This window comes from Kitasatospora sp. NPDC001119 (assembly GCF_053598475.1).
The window spans coordinates 300,984-313,132 of the sequence record NZ_JBSFKI010000006.1; the positions used below are offsets into that span (position 1 = coordinate 300,984).

The following is a 12,149-nucleotide window of genomic DNA, read 5'->3' on the forward strand; positions in this document are numbered from 1 at the left end:
CGTTCTCCCTTCCTGGCGGCGTGTGGGTTAGGGGTGCAGGTCGATGACCATGGCGGTGGCGTTGTCGACCCGGCCGGGGTCGTCGGTCCGGCTGGCGGCGGATCGCACGGCCAGGTCGGCGATCCGGTGGGCGGCCCTCTCGGGCGAGCCTCCGGTGAGGACCGGGGCGAGGATGCGGGGCGAGCCCACGGCCAGGCCCTTCCGGGCCTGGCCGACCGGCGCGGCCGGGAGAGTCCCGGCGTTCTCGTGCGGCAGGTAGGCGCCGTCGGAGGCGAGGAGGAGCCGCGTGGGCCGGACGAAGTGCAGGGTGATGGCGTCGATCCGGCCGGGGAGGTAGCACAGCGAGGAGGTGAGGCGGTCGTGGGCGCGGGGGTCGGGCTCGTGGCCGGACGCGCGCTGGTCGGCGGCCGCGTTGTGGTCGGTGGTGAGGAGCCGGGCGCGGGTGCCGTCGGCGAGGTAGGCGCGACAGTCACCGGCCCAGGCGATGCTCGCGGCGCCGCCGGGGCTGTGGAGGGCGACGATCGCGGCGGCGTCCGGGTACTGCCCCTTCGGGTAGGAGCGGGTGGCGCGCTCGGAGTGCAGGAGCGGGCGGATCTGCTCGATCGCGGCGTGGGCGTCGCCGAGGCGGGCGGCCAGCACGGCCAGGTCCCGCGCGATGCCGGGGACCCACTCGCTGACGTGCCGGCGGTCGCCGATGCCGTCGAGCAGGACCCAGGCCTGGTGGCCGGTGCCGGGGTCGTCGTGGTGGGCGGTGGCGTCGCACTGGAAGGTACGGGCACCGAGGGCCTGGGCGGCGGCGTGGGTGGTGGTGTGCACGGGGCATCCCCCTGGTGAGTGGGCTGGACGGTCCAGCTCCCCTCACCACCCACCCGCGCGGGTGGGTGGATCGGGCAACTGCCGTACGCGTGGCGGGAGTTGACCGACCAGGGGCGCTAGAACGGCGGCTCGTCGGAGTAGCCGGAGTAGTCGGGCTCGGTCCAGCCGAGCCAGCGGCGGGCGATCCAGCACGGGACGGGCAGCAGGCGGCGGAGGCGCCACGGGTCCCAGCAGGCGCAGTGGACGGTCTCGGTGCCGTCGTACTCGCCGGTCTCGGGGTGGCCGTAGTCGCGGGTCCAGCCGCCGGCGCCCTCGCACTCGGGGCACTTCGGGTCGGGGGTGTCGGTCAGGCGGATCGCGGGCCGGGGCCAGGTGACATAGCGCAGGCGGAGTCGGGGCATGGGTTCTCCCTGGTCAGCGGTTGTGGGGCCGGGTGGGCCGGCTGTGATGTCTCAGAGCAGGGGCTCGTCGGAGTAGTCGGTCGGGGTCCAGCCGAGGAAGTGGCGTGCGATCCAGAGGGGGACGGGCAGCAAGTGGCCGCCGCGGTCGGGGTCCCAGCAGCAGCAGGTGACGTACCTAGGGTCGCCGTACTCGTCGATGTCGTGGTCGTCGCCCCAGTAGCCTTCGCCCTTGCAGTCGAGGCACCCCGGGGCGGGGGTGTCGAGCAGGTGGATGACAGGGCGGGGCAGGCTGAAGTAGCGCAGGCGCAGGCGGGCCATGCGGGGTCCTCCAGGTCAGGCGGTCTTGATGGCGGCAAGGTGGGTGGCCTCGTGGCGCCCGGTCACGCGGTGGGCCCAGCCGACTGCTTCGGTGGGTCAGCGGTTGCGGTTGGTGACGTTGACGTGCACGTTCACGGCGCCCTGTCCGCCCCGGCCGCCAGCGCCGCTGCTGGTCTTGAGGAGGTAGAGGACGCCGAGGGCGGCGACGAGCAGGCCGAGGCCGGTGGTGGCGGCGGCGAGGGTCTGGAGCAGGAAGCCGAGGCCGAGTCCTCCGGCGCCGATGCCGATGCCGCCGGCGAGCAGGCGGGCGGGCCACGGGTCGCGCGCCGGGACCGGCGCGGCGGCGGGGGTGTGCTGGGCGGGCAGGTAGGCGGGCCCGGGGTGGTGGTTCGGGGCGGGGAGCGGCGCGGCCGGGTGGTAGAGGGCGAGCGGGGCGAGGGCGGGTTGGGCGGTGTAGTAGGGGGCGCCGTCCTGGGTGTAGAGCACCGGGGCGGCGAACTGCGGCTGCGGGTGTGCGGTGTGGTCCACGGTGCTTCTCCTGTCGGCGGGGCGGGGTCGGGTCAGTGGATGGTGGAGACGTAGTGGGCGAGGGCGCCGAGGGCGCTGTTGACGGGTCCGGCGAGGCCGGTGCCGGCGGCGGTGAAGCCGGACAGCCACACGAGGGCGGCGCTGCCGGCGCTGACGCGCTGGGCGCGGACGAGGACGACGGTGATGACGGCGAACAGCAGGGCGGAGGAGACGGAGACGATCACGGCGAGGGGGTCCTTCCGGGCGCCCCGGGCGGGTTCCGGGGCGTGGTCGGGCGGCGGAGGGGAGGGGTGTCAGGGGCGTGCGGGGCGGGGGTGTCAGAAGCGTCAGGAGTGGGTGTCAGACGCGTCAGACACCCCTCGCGCGCACGCGTTACCCGGGGAATCGGCCTGTTCGGCGTCAGGGCCGTCTGACGCGTCTGACGCGTCAGGGCCGTCACGGGAGGGTCAGGCGGCGACCGGCTGGAGCGGGACGATCGCGTAGCGGCCGACGTCCTCGGTCTCGCGCAGGCGGCCGGCGTCGACCATCTCGGAGACCTGTCCGGACACCCAGCTGCGGCCCCGGTTGAAGCGGTCGCAGTACTCCATGAAGTCGGCCGGGCCGACCTCGGTGCGGCCCTCGGCCTCGAACTCGTCGAGCAGCTCGGTCATGATCTTCTTGGCCTCGGCCTTGCCGACCTTGGTGCGCGGCGGGATCTCGGGGCGGGCGATCTCCACGACCTGTTCGACGGGCGGGAGTTCGGCGTCCGGGTCGATCCACTCGTCGGCGTCGTCGCTGTCGTCGGCGGGGTCGAGGTCGTAGTCGTAGTGCACCGGGGCGGTCTCCTGGTCGTAGACCCCGTCCTCGTCGCCGTCCTCGGCGGGCAGGGCGGGGAGGGGGTAGTGGGTGCGCTGGGTGAAGGCGGGGCCGACCGCGTTCGCGGCGGCCTTGGCGGTGACGGGGTCGCAGGCGGCCCGGAGTCCGGCGAACTCGAGGACGGCCCAGGTCATGGCGTCCACCGGGGTGAGGTAGGCGCGGCCGGGGGTGGCCCAGAAGGTTTCGGGGATGCCGTTGGCCACCAGGTAGGAGTAGCCGGGCTTCTTGTCCTTCCAGGCCTGCGGGGAGGCGCCGGCGTCGAGGGCCTCGTCGGGGAGGGCGAATCCGGCGTCGCGGTCGTCGCGCAGGCCGAACACCCAGGACGAGCCGAGGGAGGCGCGGGTGTCGGTGCTCATCTGGGTGTGGGAGGCGCGCTGCATCGAGACGACCAGGGTGATCCCGGCGGAGCGGGCTTCCTGGGCGATGCCGGTGAAGACGTCGTCGTCGGTCTCGCGGATCGTCTTGGCGGCCTCTTCGAACCAGGCGATCAGGTAGGGCATGCCGGGGGAGCCGTCGGCCTGGGTTTCGGCGCAGGCCGGTTCCCACTGCTTGTAGCCGTACTTGGCCAGCCAGGACGTGCGGGCGGGGATCACGGCGCGCAGGGCGGTGATCATGGCCTTGGTGTCGTCCATGGTGAGCGCGGCCCAGTCGAGGGCGGGCAGCAGCGGGCCGAGGGTCTGCTCGGCCTTGGCCGGGTCGGACGCCCACACGATCGCGTCCCGGCGGGTGATGACCTCGGTCAGCGCGGTGAGGCCGCCCTCGGACTTGCCGGAGCCGGTCATCCCCATGATCAACAAATGCATGGCGTTGCGGTGGGCGGCCGGGTCGCCGGGGAAGAACATCGCCATGTCGGCGCCGTCCTCGTAGATCCCGGTGTGGATCGGGTCGGCGATCGACCCGCCCGGGTGCGAGGGGCCCGGGTAGGGGACGCCGGCCTTGAGCAGGTCGTGGGGGACGACGGTGAGCGTCGTGCGGGAGGAGTCGTCCGGGTCCGGGGTGGTGCGCAGGGCGTTCTTGGCGACCCGCAGTGCCCCGGCGAGTTTCGGTAGGGCCTTGGACACGTCGTCCGGCGTCAACTCGCCGCCGGGCAGCTGGAGTTCGAACTCGGCCTTGTTGGGCTGGACCTTGGCGGAGGTGACCATGGTCTTGGCGAGGCCGACCTTCTCCAGGATTCCCTTGTCGCCGTCGTTCGGCACGCCGTCGGGGTTGACCCGCAGCAGTTGGCGGACGTTCCACGTCGCCGCGAGCGCCGTTCCCCCTATCAGGTAGAGGCCGGGAAGGGGCCCGGCGAGGGGTCCGGCGAGGGCGGCGGCGGTGAACCACGAGGTGCCGGCGGCGACGGTGATCGCGGAGTGCAGACGGCGCTGCTGGCTGGTCGGGCGGCCCGCCCACCAGGTGGCGGCGGTGAGGCCGAGCGAGGCGAGGGTGAGCCCGACCGCGCCGGCGGCGGACTCGCCCCACATGGCGTTCGCCGGGACGGACAGGATGCCTGCCCCACCCGCGACGATCCACGGCGGCAGGTAGGGCTTCATGCGGTGGAGCAGGTACTCGCCGACGCCGCCGGCGTGCTGGTTGGGGTCGAGGTGCAGGTAGCCGGCCTGGCCGGTGTCGAGCTGGGCGAACTGGGGCTGCTGGCGGCGCACGGGCGGCCTCCCTGGGCTGCGTGGCGTGAGGGCAGTGGGGGACGGGGCCCGGCCCGGGGCAGCGCGCGGCACAGCTCACCCGGCGGCGGTCCGGGGGCGAGGACTGTGCGCGCCCTGCCCCGGCCGGGGGTCAGAGCGGGATCAGCCGCCGAAGTCGAAGCGGCGGCGGGGCTGGCGCGGCTTGGCGACGCGGGAGATCTCCGGGTCGTACTCGCGCTGGAACGCGGCGTAGGTGCGGGCGACCTCGGCGGCGCACTCCTTCGCGTCCTCGGCGGCCTTCTTCAGGTGCTTGGCCACCCGCCGGGCGCGGAACTGGGAGCCGAACGGGCGGCCGTCCGCGTCGGGGACCTCCTTGAGCACGGCGGCCAGCAGCTCGTGGGCCATGGCCAGTTCGAACGCCACCTGGGACATCGACTTGCGGCCCTGCTCGCAGTAGTTGCGCACGTCGGCGTTGGTGAAGAACTCCGGGTCGCCGAGCGGGGAGTAGGCGTTGCCGCCGCCGGAGCGCCCGCCCTCGGACGGGGTGCCGATCGGCCCCGACGCCGCGCCGGGGCCGCCCGGGCCACGGCCGCCGCCGTACGCGGCGCCCCCTCCGGCGGCGCCGCGGTTGTAGCTGAAGTGGTAGGTCGTGCTGCGGGTCTTGCTGGTGCTGCGGAAGCCGGAGGAGTCGGGCCCGGAGGTCGGGCCGGTGCCGCCGGGGCGGGGGGTACCGGAGCGGCGCGGGGGCGGGAACGAGCCGTCGGAGCCGGGGTTGCGGGGAGGGGTGCTCATCTGTGCTGCCTCCTAGGGGAGTTCAGGCCTGCGGGGTGTCGATCGGGGTGGCGGTCTTGCGGCGGCGCTGCGACCAGAGCGTCTGGGCGGTGGCGGTTCCGGCCAGCCACGCGGCGGCGAGGACGCCGTTCGCGGGGCCGAACCAGAGGGCGAGCGCGGCCCAGGCGAAGCCCGCGCTCCAGGCGGCGACGGCGCGGGTGCGGGCACGGGCCTGGCGGCGCACGGCCGCGCGGGGGTGCAGGCGCAGGGTCAGCGCCCACCCGGCGGGCAGCAGCACCGCCGGAACGGCGAAGACGGGCGCGGCGGCCGGGACGGCGGACAGCACGCCGGCCGCCGCGAAGACGCCGATCCCGGCCCAGGTCGGCGCCCACGCGACGCGGCGGCGCCACAGGGCCCGGCCGGTCACGAGGGCCAACCGGGCGCCCGGGGAGGGCCGGTGGGGGACGACCAGGACGACCGGGGCGGTGCCCGGGCCGAGGTCGACCACGTGCGCGGCGGGCGCTCCCCGCCGGCCGCGCTGCTGCGGTATCTGGACCTTGGTGGTACGGATGCGGGCCATGCGGACCTCCGGGGACGGTCAGAGCCGGTAGGGCTCCAGCGAGAGGAACAGGACGTTCGCGTCGCGCAGCTCGGGCCGCTGCTGGGTCAGCCAGTCGCGGATCTCCCGGTAGGCGCGGGCGCGGGTGCCGCCGGGCGGGACGGTCAGGGTGCCGTCGCAGGTCACGACGCCGAAGTTGGTGCCCACCGGGTACTGGAGGGTGATCAGCCAGGTGTGGGTGGGCTCAGCGTCCGGGGCGGTGGTGCTGGTGGTCACGGGGACTCCGTTCCTGGTCAGGCGGTGTAGCCGAGTTCGGCGGGGTTGGCGCCGTCGCGGATGGCGGCGGCGTCGGCGCGCATGTCGCGGGCCTGGCCGCGCAGGATGCGGGCGGCGGCCGAGGCCTGCCGGCGGGTGAGGTCGTCGGTGGCGGGGTCGGCGGCGACGGTGTCGCCGGAAGCGGCACCGTGGAGCTTGTCGGCGGCGCCCCGGTCGAGGCTGGCGGCGAGGGTTTGGGCGGCGGCACGGGTCCAGCGCATGAAGAACTCCCTGGTCAGCGGTTGACGACGGGCTTGCCGAGGTCGCGGTGGGTGAGCCGGACGTAGATGCCGGCCTCGGTGAGTCGCTCGGCAAGGGTCATGGCGACGGTGGCGGCGCGGTGCCGGCCGCCCGCGCAGCCGACCGCGACGGTCAGCGGCGCCCAGCTCGGACCGGCGTCGAACGAGTCGACCAGCAGCGCGGCGGCGGCGATCAGCTCCGGGATGCCCGGGGTGGCGAGCACCGCTCGGCGCACCGGCAGGTCGTGCGCGGTCTGGTGGCGCAAGGCGGGGTCGACGTGCGGGTCGCGGAAGTGGCGGCGCAGGTCGAGGGTCAGGTGCGCCTCGGGCGGGTCGCCGTGCAGGTAGCCGAAGCTGACGACGTTGATCTCGGTGATGGCCATGGCCGGGTCTCCGTTCAGTGCCAGCGGGCGCGGCGGATCATCCAGCCGAGCATCTCGGGCCGGCCGACGGAGCCGAGGCAGTGGCCGTCGATGGTGAAGGCGTGCCACCGGTGGTGGGTGCCGTCCTCGGTGCTGGTGTGGGCGCACATGACGCCGTCGAGCTGGAAGATGTCCAGGACGCGGCTCTGGTCGAACCCGATCGGGATGTTCACAGTGGATCTCCTGGGGTTTCAGGCCGCGAGGGCGACGGGATCGGCGCAGGTCAGGCAGGCTCCGAGGTGCGCGGGCAGGACGTAGCCAGCGTCCCGCCCGCAGGCGGGGCAGGTGCGGCGCGCCTGGTTGGCCTTGGCGAGGGCGGCGGCCCGCGCGGCGGTCATCGGCCGCACGGGCTTGGCCAGCGCGAGGCGGTAGAGGTAGGCGGGGCGAGTGCCGCCGTAGCGGGAGCGCCACAGGACCTGCGCGACCGGGTCCTGGCCGCCGGGGCGCAGGCCCTTGGCGCGGAGCTGGCGGCGGGTGAAGAGGCCACTCGGCGCCATGCGCCACGGGTAGGTGGGCGTGCCGCCGTGGCGGGCCCCGTCGGGGTCCCAGTGGCGGGGGCGGCTCATGCGGCCACCGCCCCGGCGGCGCCGTCCTGCTCGCTGAGCCGCTTGTAGACGGCGCTGACGTAGGCAGGGGAGCGGGTGGAGCGGCGGGCGGCCTCGCGCTGCGAGACGCGGTCGCGCCAGCACTGCTCGATCACGCGGGCGGCCTCGGCGCCGTCCAGACGGGCGGGCTCCTGCGGGTCGGTGTTCACCTCGTCGGCGAGGGTGTTCGCCTCGTCCTCGGCGGTGAACGCCTCGGGTTCCGGGGTGTTCACCAGGTCCGGTCCGTCCGGGTACACCGGGCCGTCGATCCCGTCGTCGGCGGCGTCTGCGGCCGGACCGGCGAACGCCTCGGCGATGTCGGCCGGGGCCGGGTGAACGGAGGTGAGCACCGGGTGAACGGGCTCGGTGTTCACCGCCTCCGCCGGACCCGCCGGGAGCACCTCCCGGGCCTCGATTCCGAGGCCAGGCGGCAGGGGCTCGGCGGGCTGCGGGGCAGGGGTGAACGGGGCCTGCGGGAGGGTGAACAGCGGGACGTTCACCACCTGCCGGGCGACCTGCGGGACTGTGGCCGGGCGGGTGCGGAGCGGCGGCTGGGGCCGCTTCGCAAGCCGGGCCAGGGCCCGGCGGTAGGCCGGTCCGGCCTCGGCGACGAGCAGCAACAAGAGCGGCGGGATCAGGTGGATCACCACGCCGACCAGGTCACCTTCCAGCGCGGCGGCCCCGATGTTGAGCCAGACCGTGGCCAGCCCGGTGACCCACCGGAAGAGGGCCGGCCAGCGTCCGGGCTTCACACCGAAGCGGGACAGGACGCTGTCCGCCTGGAGGCTCAGGATGAAGCACCCGTCGCCGGCGACCGCCATGACGGGGCCGGTGCCGTAGCCGGGTGAATGGGCGTCGATGAACGGGGCGGCGGTGGACATGCTCACCGCGACCACCGCTCCCGTCAGCACCCAGGTGCCGGTGCTGATCACGAGCGACGTACGGCGGATCTGGGCCGGGGTGGGCACCTCGGTGAGCACCGGGTGAACACCCCCGCCGGAGCGGTGAACACTCACCCGGCACCCCCGGCGTTCACCCGGGCCGCCCGCCGCAGCAGGCTGTTGCGCTCGCGCTCGTTCAGGCCGCCAAAGATGCCATGCGGCTCCTTGCGCTCCAGCGCGTCGGCCAAGCACAGGGACTTCACCGGGCAGCCAGCGCACATCATCTTGGCGCGGCGCTCAGCCCACTCGGCGGTCTCGGGTCCCATCTCCTCGGAGTCCGGATAGAACAGGTTGGTGTCGCTGTCGGCGCAGGCGGCGCCGCGCAGGTCGCTGTCCGGGTTCGGGCGGTACTCGGCGAGCACGGTGGCCGCCGGGCGGGCGACCAGGTGCGGGGTACGGGTCGCGTTCGTGGTCAGGGTGCGGGGCTGGGCCATCACGCCGCCGCCTTCCAGGTCCGCGCCCGGTAGCGCTCGGCGGTGTACATGAGCGCGGACCCGAAGCCGGCCGCCGGGCCGTCCAGGTCCCGCAGGATGTCCCGCGCGGCGTCGAGTCGGACCAGCCGGTCCTCGGCGGTCTCGTCCTCGGTGCCGATGAACAGCTCGACGTCGATGCCGACGCCGAGCGCCAGCTCCGCGAACTCCAGGGGCGTCAATGCCTCCTGGTCTCCGACGTACAGTTTCATGGGGTCACCTCGTCAGATGGTGGGTGAGCCCGCAGGGCCGCCGCGCGAACCTTGGCCGGGAGCGCGGCGGCCCGACTCGTGCGGGCCCAGCTACTCGTCACATCACGAGCAGCCATGACCCCCGACCCGACCGGCGAGCGGGCGGATCGGGGACCAAAGACACTCGAAACGTGCGGACGTCACCCGGTCCGCGCGGGGACGGGGACGCGCCCCGTCGTCTAAGCACTCTGTTGAGTTCTCAAAGGTCAAGCACTGCCTTCGGGGGGCTGTCACCCCACCCCTCCGGGCGCATTTGTGCAGGTCAAGCAAGCCCTAAGAGTCATGTTGAAGACTTGTCCTCAACTCCTCTTTAGGAGCTGAGATGACTATGACGGACTCTCAGGGAGTCGTCAACTCCTCTTGAGGACTTATCCTGGACGAGTCACGCAACCAGGGACGGTGGAGTCGCCATGGCGAAGGTGTACGAGCGGATCGCAGACGCTCTACGGGAAGAGATCCGCGCAGGTCAGCTCATGCCGGGAGATCGGCTGTCTGCTGAGACAGCTCTCGCGACGCAGTACGACACAAGCGTTCCGACCATCAGGCAGGCAGTTGGCGTCTTGGTTGCCGAGGGTCTGATTGAGAAGCAGCACGGCCGGGGCACGTTCGTCCGGAAGGAGCCGACCAAGGTCGTCCGCGACAACGCGCGCCACCAGTGGGAGAAGGACCGGGCACGCCAGCCCGAGGTCGAGCGACTGAGGACAGGGGCTACCGAGCGCGATACCGGCCTCACGATCAACGATCTGGTCTTCGAGGCGACCTACAAGCAGGTTCCCGCGACTGCGGGGCTTGCGGAGGTGTTCGGCATCACCGAGGGCACGATGCTGCTTCAGCGGACGTACCGGACGAGGTACCGAGAGGAGCGCACACCGCTCAACCGCTCGCAGTCGTACTTGGTGCTCGACATGATCTCCGGCAATCCCGATCTCCTGCGGGACGACCAGGAGCCGTGGCCGGGCGGGACGCAGAACCAGCTCTGGACTGTAGGGATCGAGCTGGACCGGGTGGTGGAGACATTCCAGGCCCGGCCTCCTGCGCCGGAGGAAGCTGAGGAGCTGGGCCTCCCGGCGGGCGTGTCCGTGGTCATCCTGCGCAAGGTCGGCATCGACACGACCGATCGAGTGGTAGAGGTCGCCGACGTCGTGCTGCCGGGCGACCGAACTGAACTCACCTTCACGACCAAGCTGACAAGGTGGTGAGCATGACCCACGTCATCTCCGTCATCACGGCGGTTCACGGACCGTCCGCGTCCTACCTATCGGACGCCTACAAGTCACTGCTGGCCCAGGAACTGCCCGACGGCTGGGACTGGCAGTGGGTCATTCAGGAGGACGGGGAGACCGATACCGTCGCTCCCTTCGTGCCGGATGACCCTCGCATCACCTTCGGGCAGGGGCGGCACGGCCGGGCCGGCGTGGCTCGCACGATGGCCCTTTCCCGGGCCACCGGGCAGTACGTCAAGGTGCTGGACGCCGACGACATGTTGGTGGAGGGCGCGCTCGCGCGGGACCTTGCAGCACTTCAGCGGCCCGGGATCTGCTGGTCGACGTCGCGGGTGCTTGATCTGCTTCCAGACGGCTCGACTGTGGGGTTCGACCAGGACCCCCCGGAGGGGCCGATCGAGCGCGGGACCGTCCTTGAGCACTGGAAGGCGCACGACTTCCGCGCTCAAGTCCACCCGGCGACCCTGTGCGCGCGGCGTGACCTCGTGCTCGCCCTTGGCGGATGGATGGCCCTGCCGGCGAGCGAGGACACCGGGATTCTCATGGCGCTGAACGCGGTCAGCCGTGGCTGGTTCTCGGCCGAGACTGGCCTTCTGTACCGCAAGTGGCCGGGGCAGAGCACTGCGTCCAGCGCTCACGTCCATGGGGGCGAGAGGACTGCGCGGATGGCGGTCATCGAGGCGCGGGCGCGGGTGCTCGCAGCGCTCGATGGCTGGCGTGTCGACGTGTGAGCCGAAACGCAAAAAGGCCCGGGCCCGACAGCGAATCGCTGTCGGGCCCGGGCCGTATGGGCGCTCCGCTGGGGTCGGTGAAGATGTGATGCTGACATCGCTTCCTGACATCAACACGCGTGGACGCCGACACACCCGCGCGTCTCCGTGAACACTCGGCGCTGGCGGACGGGATGCGTTCGGGCCGGTCCCCGACGACCGCGTTTGATCTTGTAAAGCGGGGGTCGTCGGTTCGAACCCGACAGGGGGCTCGTCGTACGGAGGGCCAGTTCGCCGGGGTGATCCGGGAGAGTTGGCCCTTCGTCGTTGCTGCGGTCCTGCTCGGGCTGTGCCACGGGCGTGCCAGAAGCGTCCGGTGTGCGGGACGTCGTGGAAGTGGATGTCCGGGGAGACACCGGCCTTGGCCTTGGCGGCTCCTGGAGAACCCGGGTGCGGCGAAGCTGCCCGATCGAGGAGGGAACCACCCGCTCAGCCCGAAGTGTGCCGGCGGCGCTCGGCACTGTCGACCTTGGTCCGGACGGGACATCCGCCGAAACAGCGCCGCCGCCCGGTGTACAGCCGTAGGCTTCGCACAAACTTCGTGATCATCCTCAGGGGGGCCTGCATGAGTGACTACGTTGACCACGCCAACGCTGCCCGCGCGTACCTGGACCGGCTGCCAAAGCATGTGTCACCCGATGCTCTCGTCGGAGCCGCGAAGATCGAGGCGTACCTCGCGTTCGCCGCCATCCTCGCGCGCCATCTTGAAGCCCCGGCCGACAGGTCCCGTCCGGCCCAGTAGCGGGGGTCGTCGGTTCGAACCCGACAGGGGGCTCCGCGCAGAACGGGAAGGGCCGGTCCGACGGGTGTCGGGCCGGCCCTTCCGTCGTGTCCGGGGTCAGTTCGGGGGGAGGGTGAGGGTGGCGAGGGCGCCGCCGGCGGGGTGGTTGGCGAAGGTCAGGGTGGCGCCGATGACGCGGGCGTGGCCGGTGGCGATGGTGAGGCCGAGGCCGTGGCCGCGGCCGCGTTCGGGGGCGTTGGTGCGGAAGCGCTGCGGGCCGTGGCGGAGGAGGTCCTCGGGGTAGCCGGGGCCGTGGTCGCGGACGGTGATCCGCGGGCCGTCG

Annotated in this window: 20 protein-coding genes; 3 read left to right on the forward strand and 17 right to left on the reverse strand. The window is 72.9% G+C overall.

From position 1 onward, the window contains the following. Positions 1 to 27: 27 nt before the first annotated feature. The 16 genes from ACWDD9_RS10395 to ACWDD9_RS10470 all read right to left on the reverse strand — a co-directional run bounded on the left by ACWDD9_RS10395 (position 28) and on the right by ACWDD9_RS10470 (position 9,053). Positions 28 to 816, reverse strand: a complete 789-nt coding sequence (locus ACWDD9_RS10395; protein WP_449811346.1) for a PP2C family protein-serine/threonine phosphatase — start codon at positions 814 to 816, stop codon at positions 28 to 30. A gap of 116 nt (positions 817 to 932) precedes the next feature. Next, entirely contained in the window at positions 933 to 1,217 is a 285-nt protein-coding gene (locus ACWDD9_RS10400) for a hypothetical protein (protein WP_449811347.1), read from the reverse strand. 51 nt (positions 1,218 to 1,268) lie between these two features. After that, positions 1,269 to 1,535, reverse strand: coding sequence for a hypothetical protein (locus ACWDD9_RS10405; protein WP_449811348.1), 267 nt, complete (start codon positions 1,533 to 1,535; stop codon positions 1,269 to 1,271). Between the two features lie 96 nt (positions 1,536 to 1,631). Further along, positions 1,632 to 2,063 (reverse strand): hypothetical protein, encoded by a 432-nt coding sequence (locus tag ACWDD9_RS10410; RefSeq protein ID WP_449811349.1) that lies wholly within the window; start codon positions 2,061 to 2,063, stop codon positions 1,632 to 1,634. Between the two features lie 32 nt (positions 2,064 to 2,095). Continuing rightward, entirely contained in the window at positions 2,096 to 2,287 is a 192-nt protein-coding gene (locus ACWDD9_RS10415; protein WP_449811350.1) for a hypothetical protein, read from the reverse strand. 222 nt (positions 2,288 to 2,509) lie between these two features. Further along, positions 2,510 to 4,561, reverse strand: coding sequence for a plasmid transfer protein TraB (gene traB / locus ACWDD9_RS10420; RefSeq protein ID WP_449811351.1), 2,052 nt, complete (start codon positions 4,559 to 4,561; stop codon positions 2,510 to 2,512). Positions 4,562 to 4,702: 141 nt separating this feature from the next. Continuing rightward, a complete protein-coding gene (traA, locus tag ACWDD9_RS10425; RefSeq protein WP_449811353.1) occupies positions 4,703 to 5,332 on the reverse strand; it encodes a plasmid transfer protein TraA in 630 nt (209 codons plus the stop codon). Positions 5,333 to 5,354: 22 nt separating this feature from the next. Next, positions 5,355 to 5,891: a hypothetical protein gene (locus ACWDD9_RS10430; protein ID WP_449811354.1), complete on the reverse strand. Its 537-nt coding sequence runs from the start codon at positions 5,889 to 5,891 to the stop codon at positions 5,355 to 5,357. 18 nt (positions 5,892 to 5,909) lie between these two features. Next, positions 5,910 to 6,146: a hypothetical protein gene (locus tag ACWDD9_RS10435; protein WP_449811355.1), complete on the reverse strand. Its 237-nt coding sequence runs from the start codon at positions 6,144 to 6,146 to the stop codon at positions 5,910 to 5,912. A 17-nt stretch (positions 6,147 to 6,163) separates the two neighbouring features. Further along, entirely contained in the window at positions 6,164 to 6,406 is a 243-nt protein-coding gene (locus tag ACWDD9_RS10440; RefSeq protein WP_449811356.1) for a hypothetical protein, read from the reverse strand. A gap of 14 nt (positions 6,407 to 6,420) precedes the next feature. Then, positions 6,421 to 6,807, reverse strand: coding sequence for a RapZ C-terminal domain-containing protein (locus ACWDD9_RS10445; RefSeq protein WP_449811358.1), 387 nt, complete (start codon positions 6,805 to 6,807; stop codon positions 6,421 to 6,423). Between the two features lie 14 nt (positions 6,808 to 6,821). Next, positions 6,822 to 7,019 (reverse strand): hypothetical protein, encoded by a 198-nt coding sequence (locus ACWDD9_RS10450; protein WP_449811359.1) that lies wholly within the window; start codon positions 7,017 to 7,019, stop codon positions 6,822 to 6,824. Between the two features lie 18 nt (positions 7,020 to 7,037). Beyond that, on the reverse strand, positions 7,038 to 7,412 hold the full coding sequence (locus tag ACWDD9_RS10455) for an RRQRL motif-containing zinc-binding protein (protein WP_449811360.1): 375 nt from the start codon (positions 7,410 to 7,412) through the stop codon (positions 7,038 to 7,040). Beyond that, positions 7,409 to 8,410 carry a hypothetical protein gene (locus ACWDD9_RS10460; RefSeq protein WP_449811361.1) on the reverse strand — a complete coding sequence of 334 codons (1,002 nt, stop codon included), beginning with the start codon at positions 8,408 to 8,410 and terminating at the stop codon, positions 7,409 to 7,411. The genes ACWDD9_RS10455 and ACWDD9_RS10460 overlap by 4 nt, the downstream gene beginning before the upstream one ends. A gap of 32 nt (positions 8,411 to 8,442) precedes the next feature. Next, positions 8,443 to 8,805, reverse strand: coding sequence for a WhiB family transcriptional regulator (locus ACWDD9_RS10465; RefSeq protein WP_449811362.1), 363 nt, complete (start codon positions 8,803 to 8,805; stop codon positions 8,443 to 8,445). Then, the gene (locus ACWDD9_RS10470; RefSeq protein ID WP_449811363.1) at positions 8,805 to 9,053 is read right to left on the reverse strand and encodes a hypothetical protein; all 249 of its coding nucleotides are present in this window, start codon (positions 9,051 to 9,053) and stop codon (positions 8,805 to 8,807) included. The genes ACWDD9_RS10465 and ACWDD9_RS10470 overlap by 1 nt, the downstream gene beginning before the upstream one ends. A gap of 449 nt (positions 9,054 to 9,502) precedes the next feature. On the opposite strand from ACWDD9_RS10470, the gene ACWDD9_RS10475 reads away from it, so the two are divergent. The 3 genes from ACWDD9_RS10475 (at position 9,503) to ACWDD9_RS10485 (ending at position 11,827) form a co-directional block, all read left to right on the forward strand. Continuing rightward, positions 9,503 to 10,291, forward strand: coding sequence for a GntR family transcriptional regulator (locus ACWDD9_RS10475; protein ID WP_449811364.1), 789 nt, complete (start codon positions 9,503 to 9,505; stop codon positions 10,289 to 10,291). A gap of 2 nt (positions 10,292 to 10,293) precedes the next feature. Beyond that, positions 10,294 to 11,046 (forward strand): glycosyltransferase family 2 protein, encoded by a 753-nt coding sequence (locus ACWDD9_RS10480; RefSeq protein ID WP_449811365.1) that lies wholly within the window; start codon positions 10,294 to 10,296, stop codon positions 11,044 to 11,046. 604 nt (positions 11,047 to 11,650) lie between these two features. Then, positions 11,651 to 11,827, forward strand: coding sequence for a hypothetical protein (locus ACWDD9_RS10485; RefSeq protein ID WP_158077680.1), 177 nt, complete (start codon positions 11,651 to 11,653; stop codon positions 11,825 to 11,827). Between the two features lie 96 nt (positions 11,828 to 11,923). Here ACWDD9_RS10485 and ACWDD9_RS10490 read toward each other — a convergent pair. Further along, positions 11,924 to 12,149, reverse strand: a 226-nt coding sequence (locus tag ACWDD9_RS10490) for a sensor histidine kinase (protein WP_449811366.1), incomplete at its 5' end; no start/stop codon positions are given.

Coding starts and splice junctions, on each gene's coding strand:
- ACWDD9_RS10430 (WP_449811354.1), bottom strand. CDS start 5,891: ATGGCCCGCATCCGTACCACCAAGGTCCAGATACCGCAGCAGCGCGGC.
- ACWDD9_RS10400 (WP_449811347.1), bottom strand. CDS start 1,217: ATGCCCCGACTCCGCCTGCGCTATGTCACCTGGCCCCGGCCCGCGATC.
- ACWDD9_RS10470 (WP_449811363.1), bottom strand. CDS start 9,053: ATGAAACTGTACGTCGGAGACCAGGAGGCATTGACGCCCCTGGAGTTC.
- ACWDD9_RS10455 (WP_449811360.1), bottom strand. CDS start 7,412: ATGAGCCGCCCCCGCCACTGGGACCCCGACGGGGCCCGCCACGGCGGC.
- traA (WP_449811353.1), bottom strand. CDS start 5,332: ATGAGCACCCCTCCCCGCAACCCCGGCTCCGACGGCTCGTTCCCGCCC.
- ACWDD9_RS10405 (WP_449811348.1), bottom strand. CDS start 1,535: ATGGCCCGCCTGCGCCTGCGCTACTTCAGCCTGCCCCGCCCTGTCATC.
- ACWDD9_RS10480 (WP_449811365.1), top strand. CDS start 10,294: ATGACCCACGTCATCTCCGTCATCACGGCGGTTCACGGACCGTCCGCG.
- ACWDD9_RS10475 (WP_449811364.1), top strand. CDS start 9,503: ATGGCGAAGGTGTACGAGCGGATCGCAGACGCTCTACGGGAAGAGATC.
- ACWDD9_RS10465 (WP_449811362.1), bottom strand. CDS start 8,805: ATGGCCCAGCCCCGCACCCTGACCACGAACGCGACCCGTACCCCGCAC.
- ACWDD9_RS10440 (WP_449811356.1), bottom strand. CDS start 6,406: ATGCGCTGGACCCGTGCCGCCGCCCAAACCCTCGCCGCCAGCCTCGAC.
- ACWDD9_RS10445 (WP_449811358.1), bottom strand. CDS start 6,807: ATGGCCATCACCGAGATCAACGTCGTCAGCTTCGGCTACCTGCACGGC.
- ACWDD9_RS10485 (WP_158077680.1), top strand. CDS start 11,651: ATGAGTGACTACGTTGACCACGCCAACGCTGCCCGCGCGTACCTGGAC.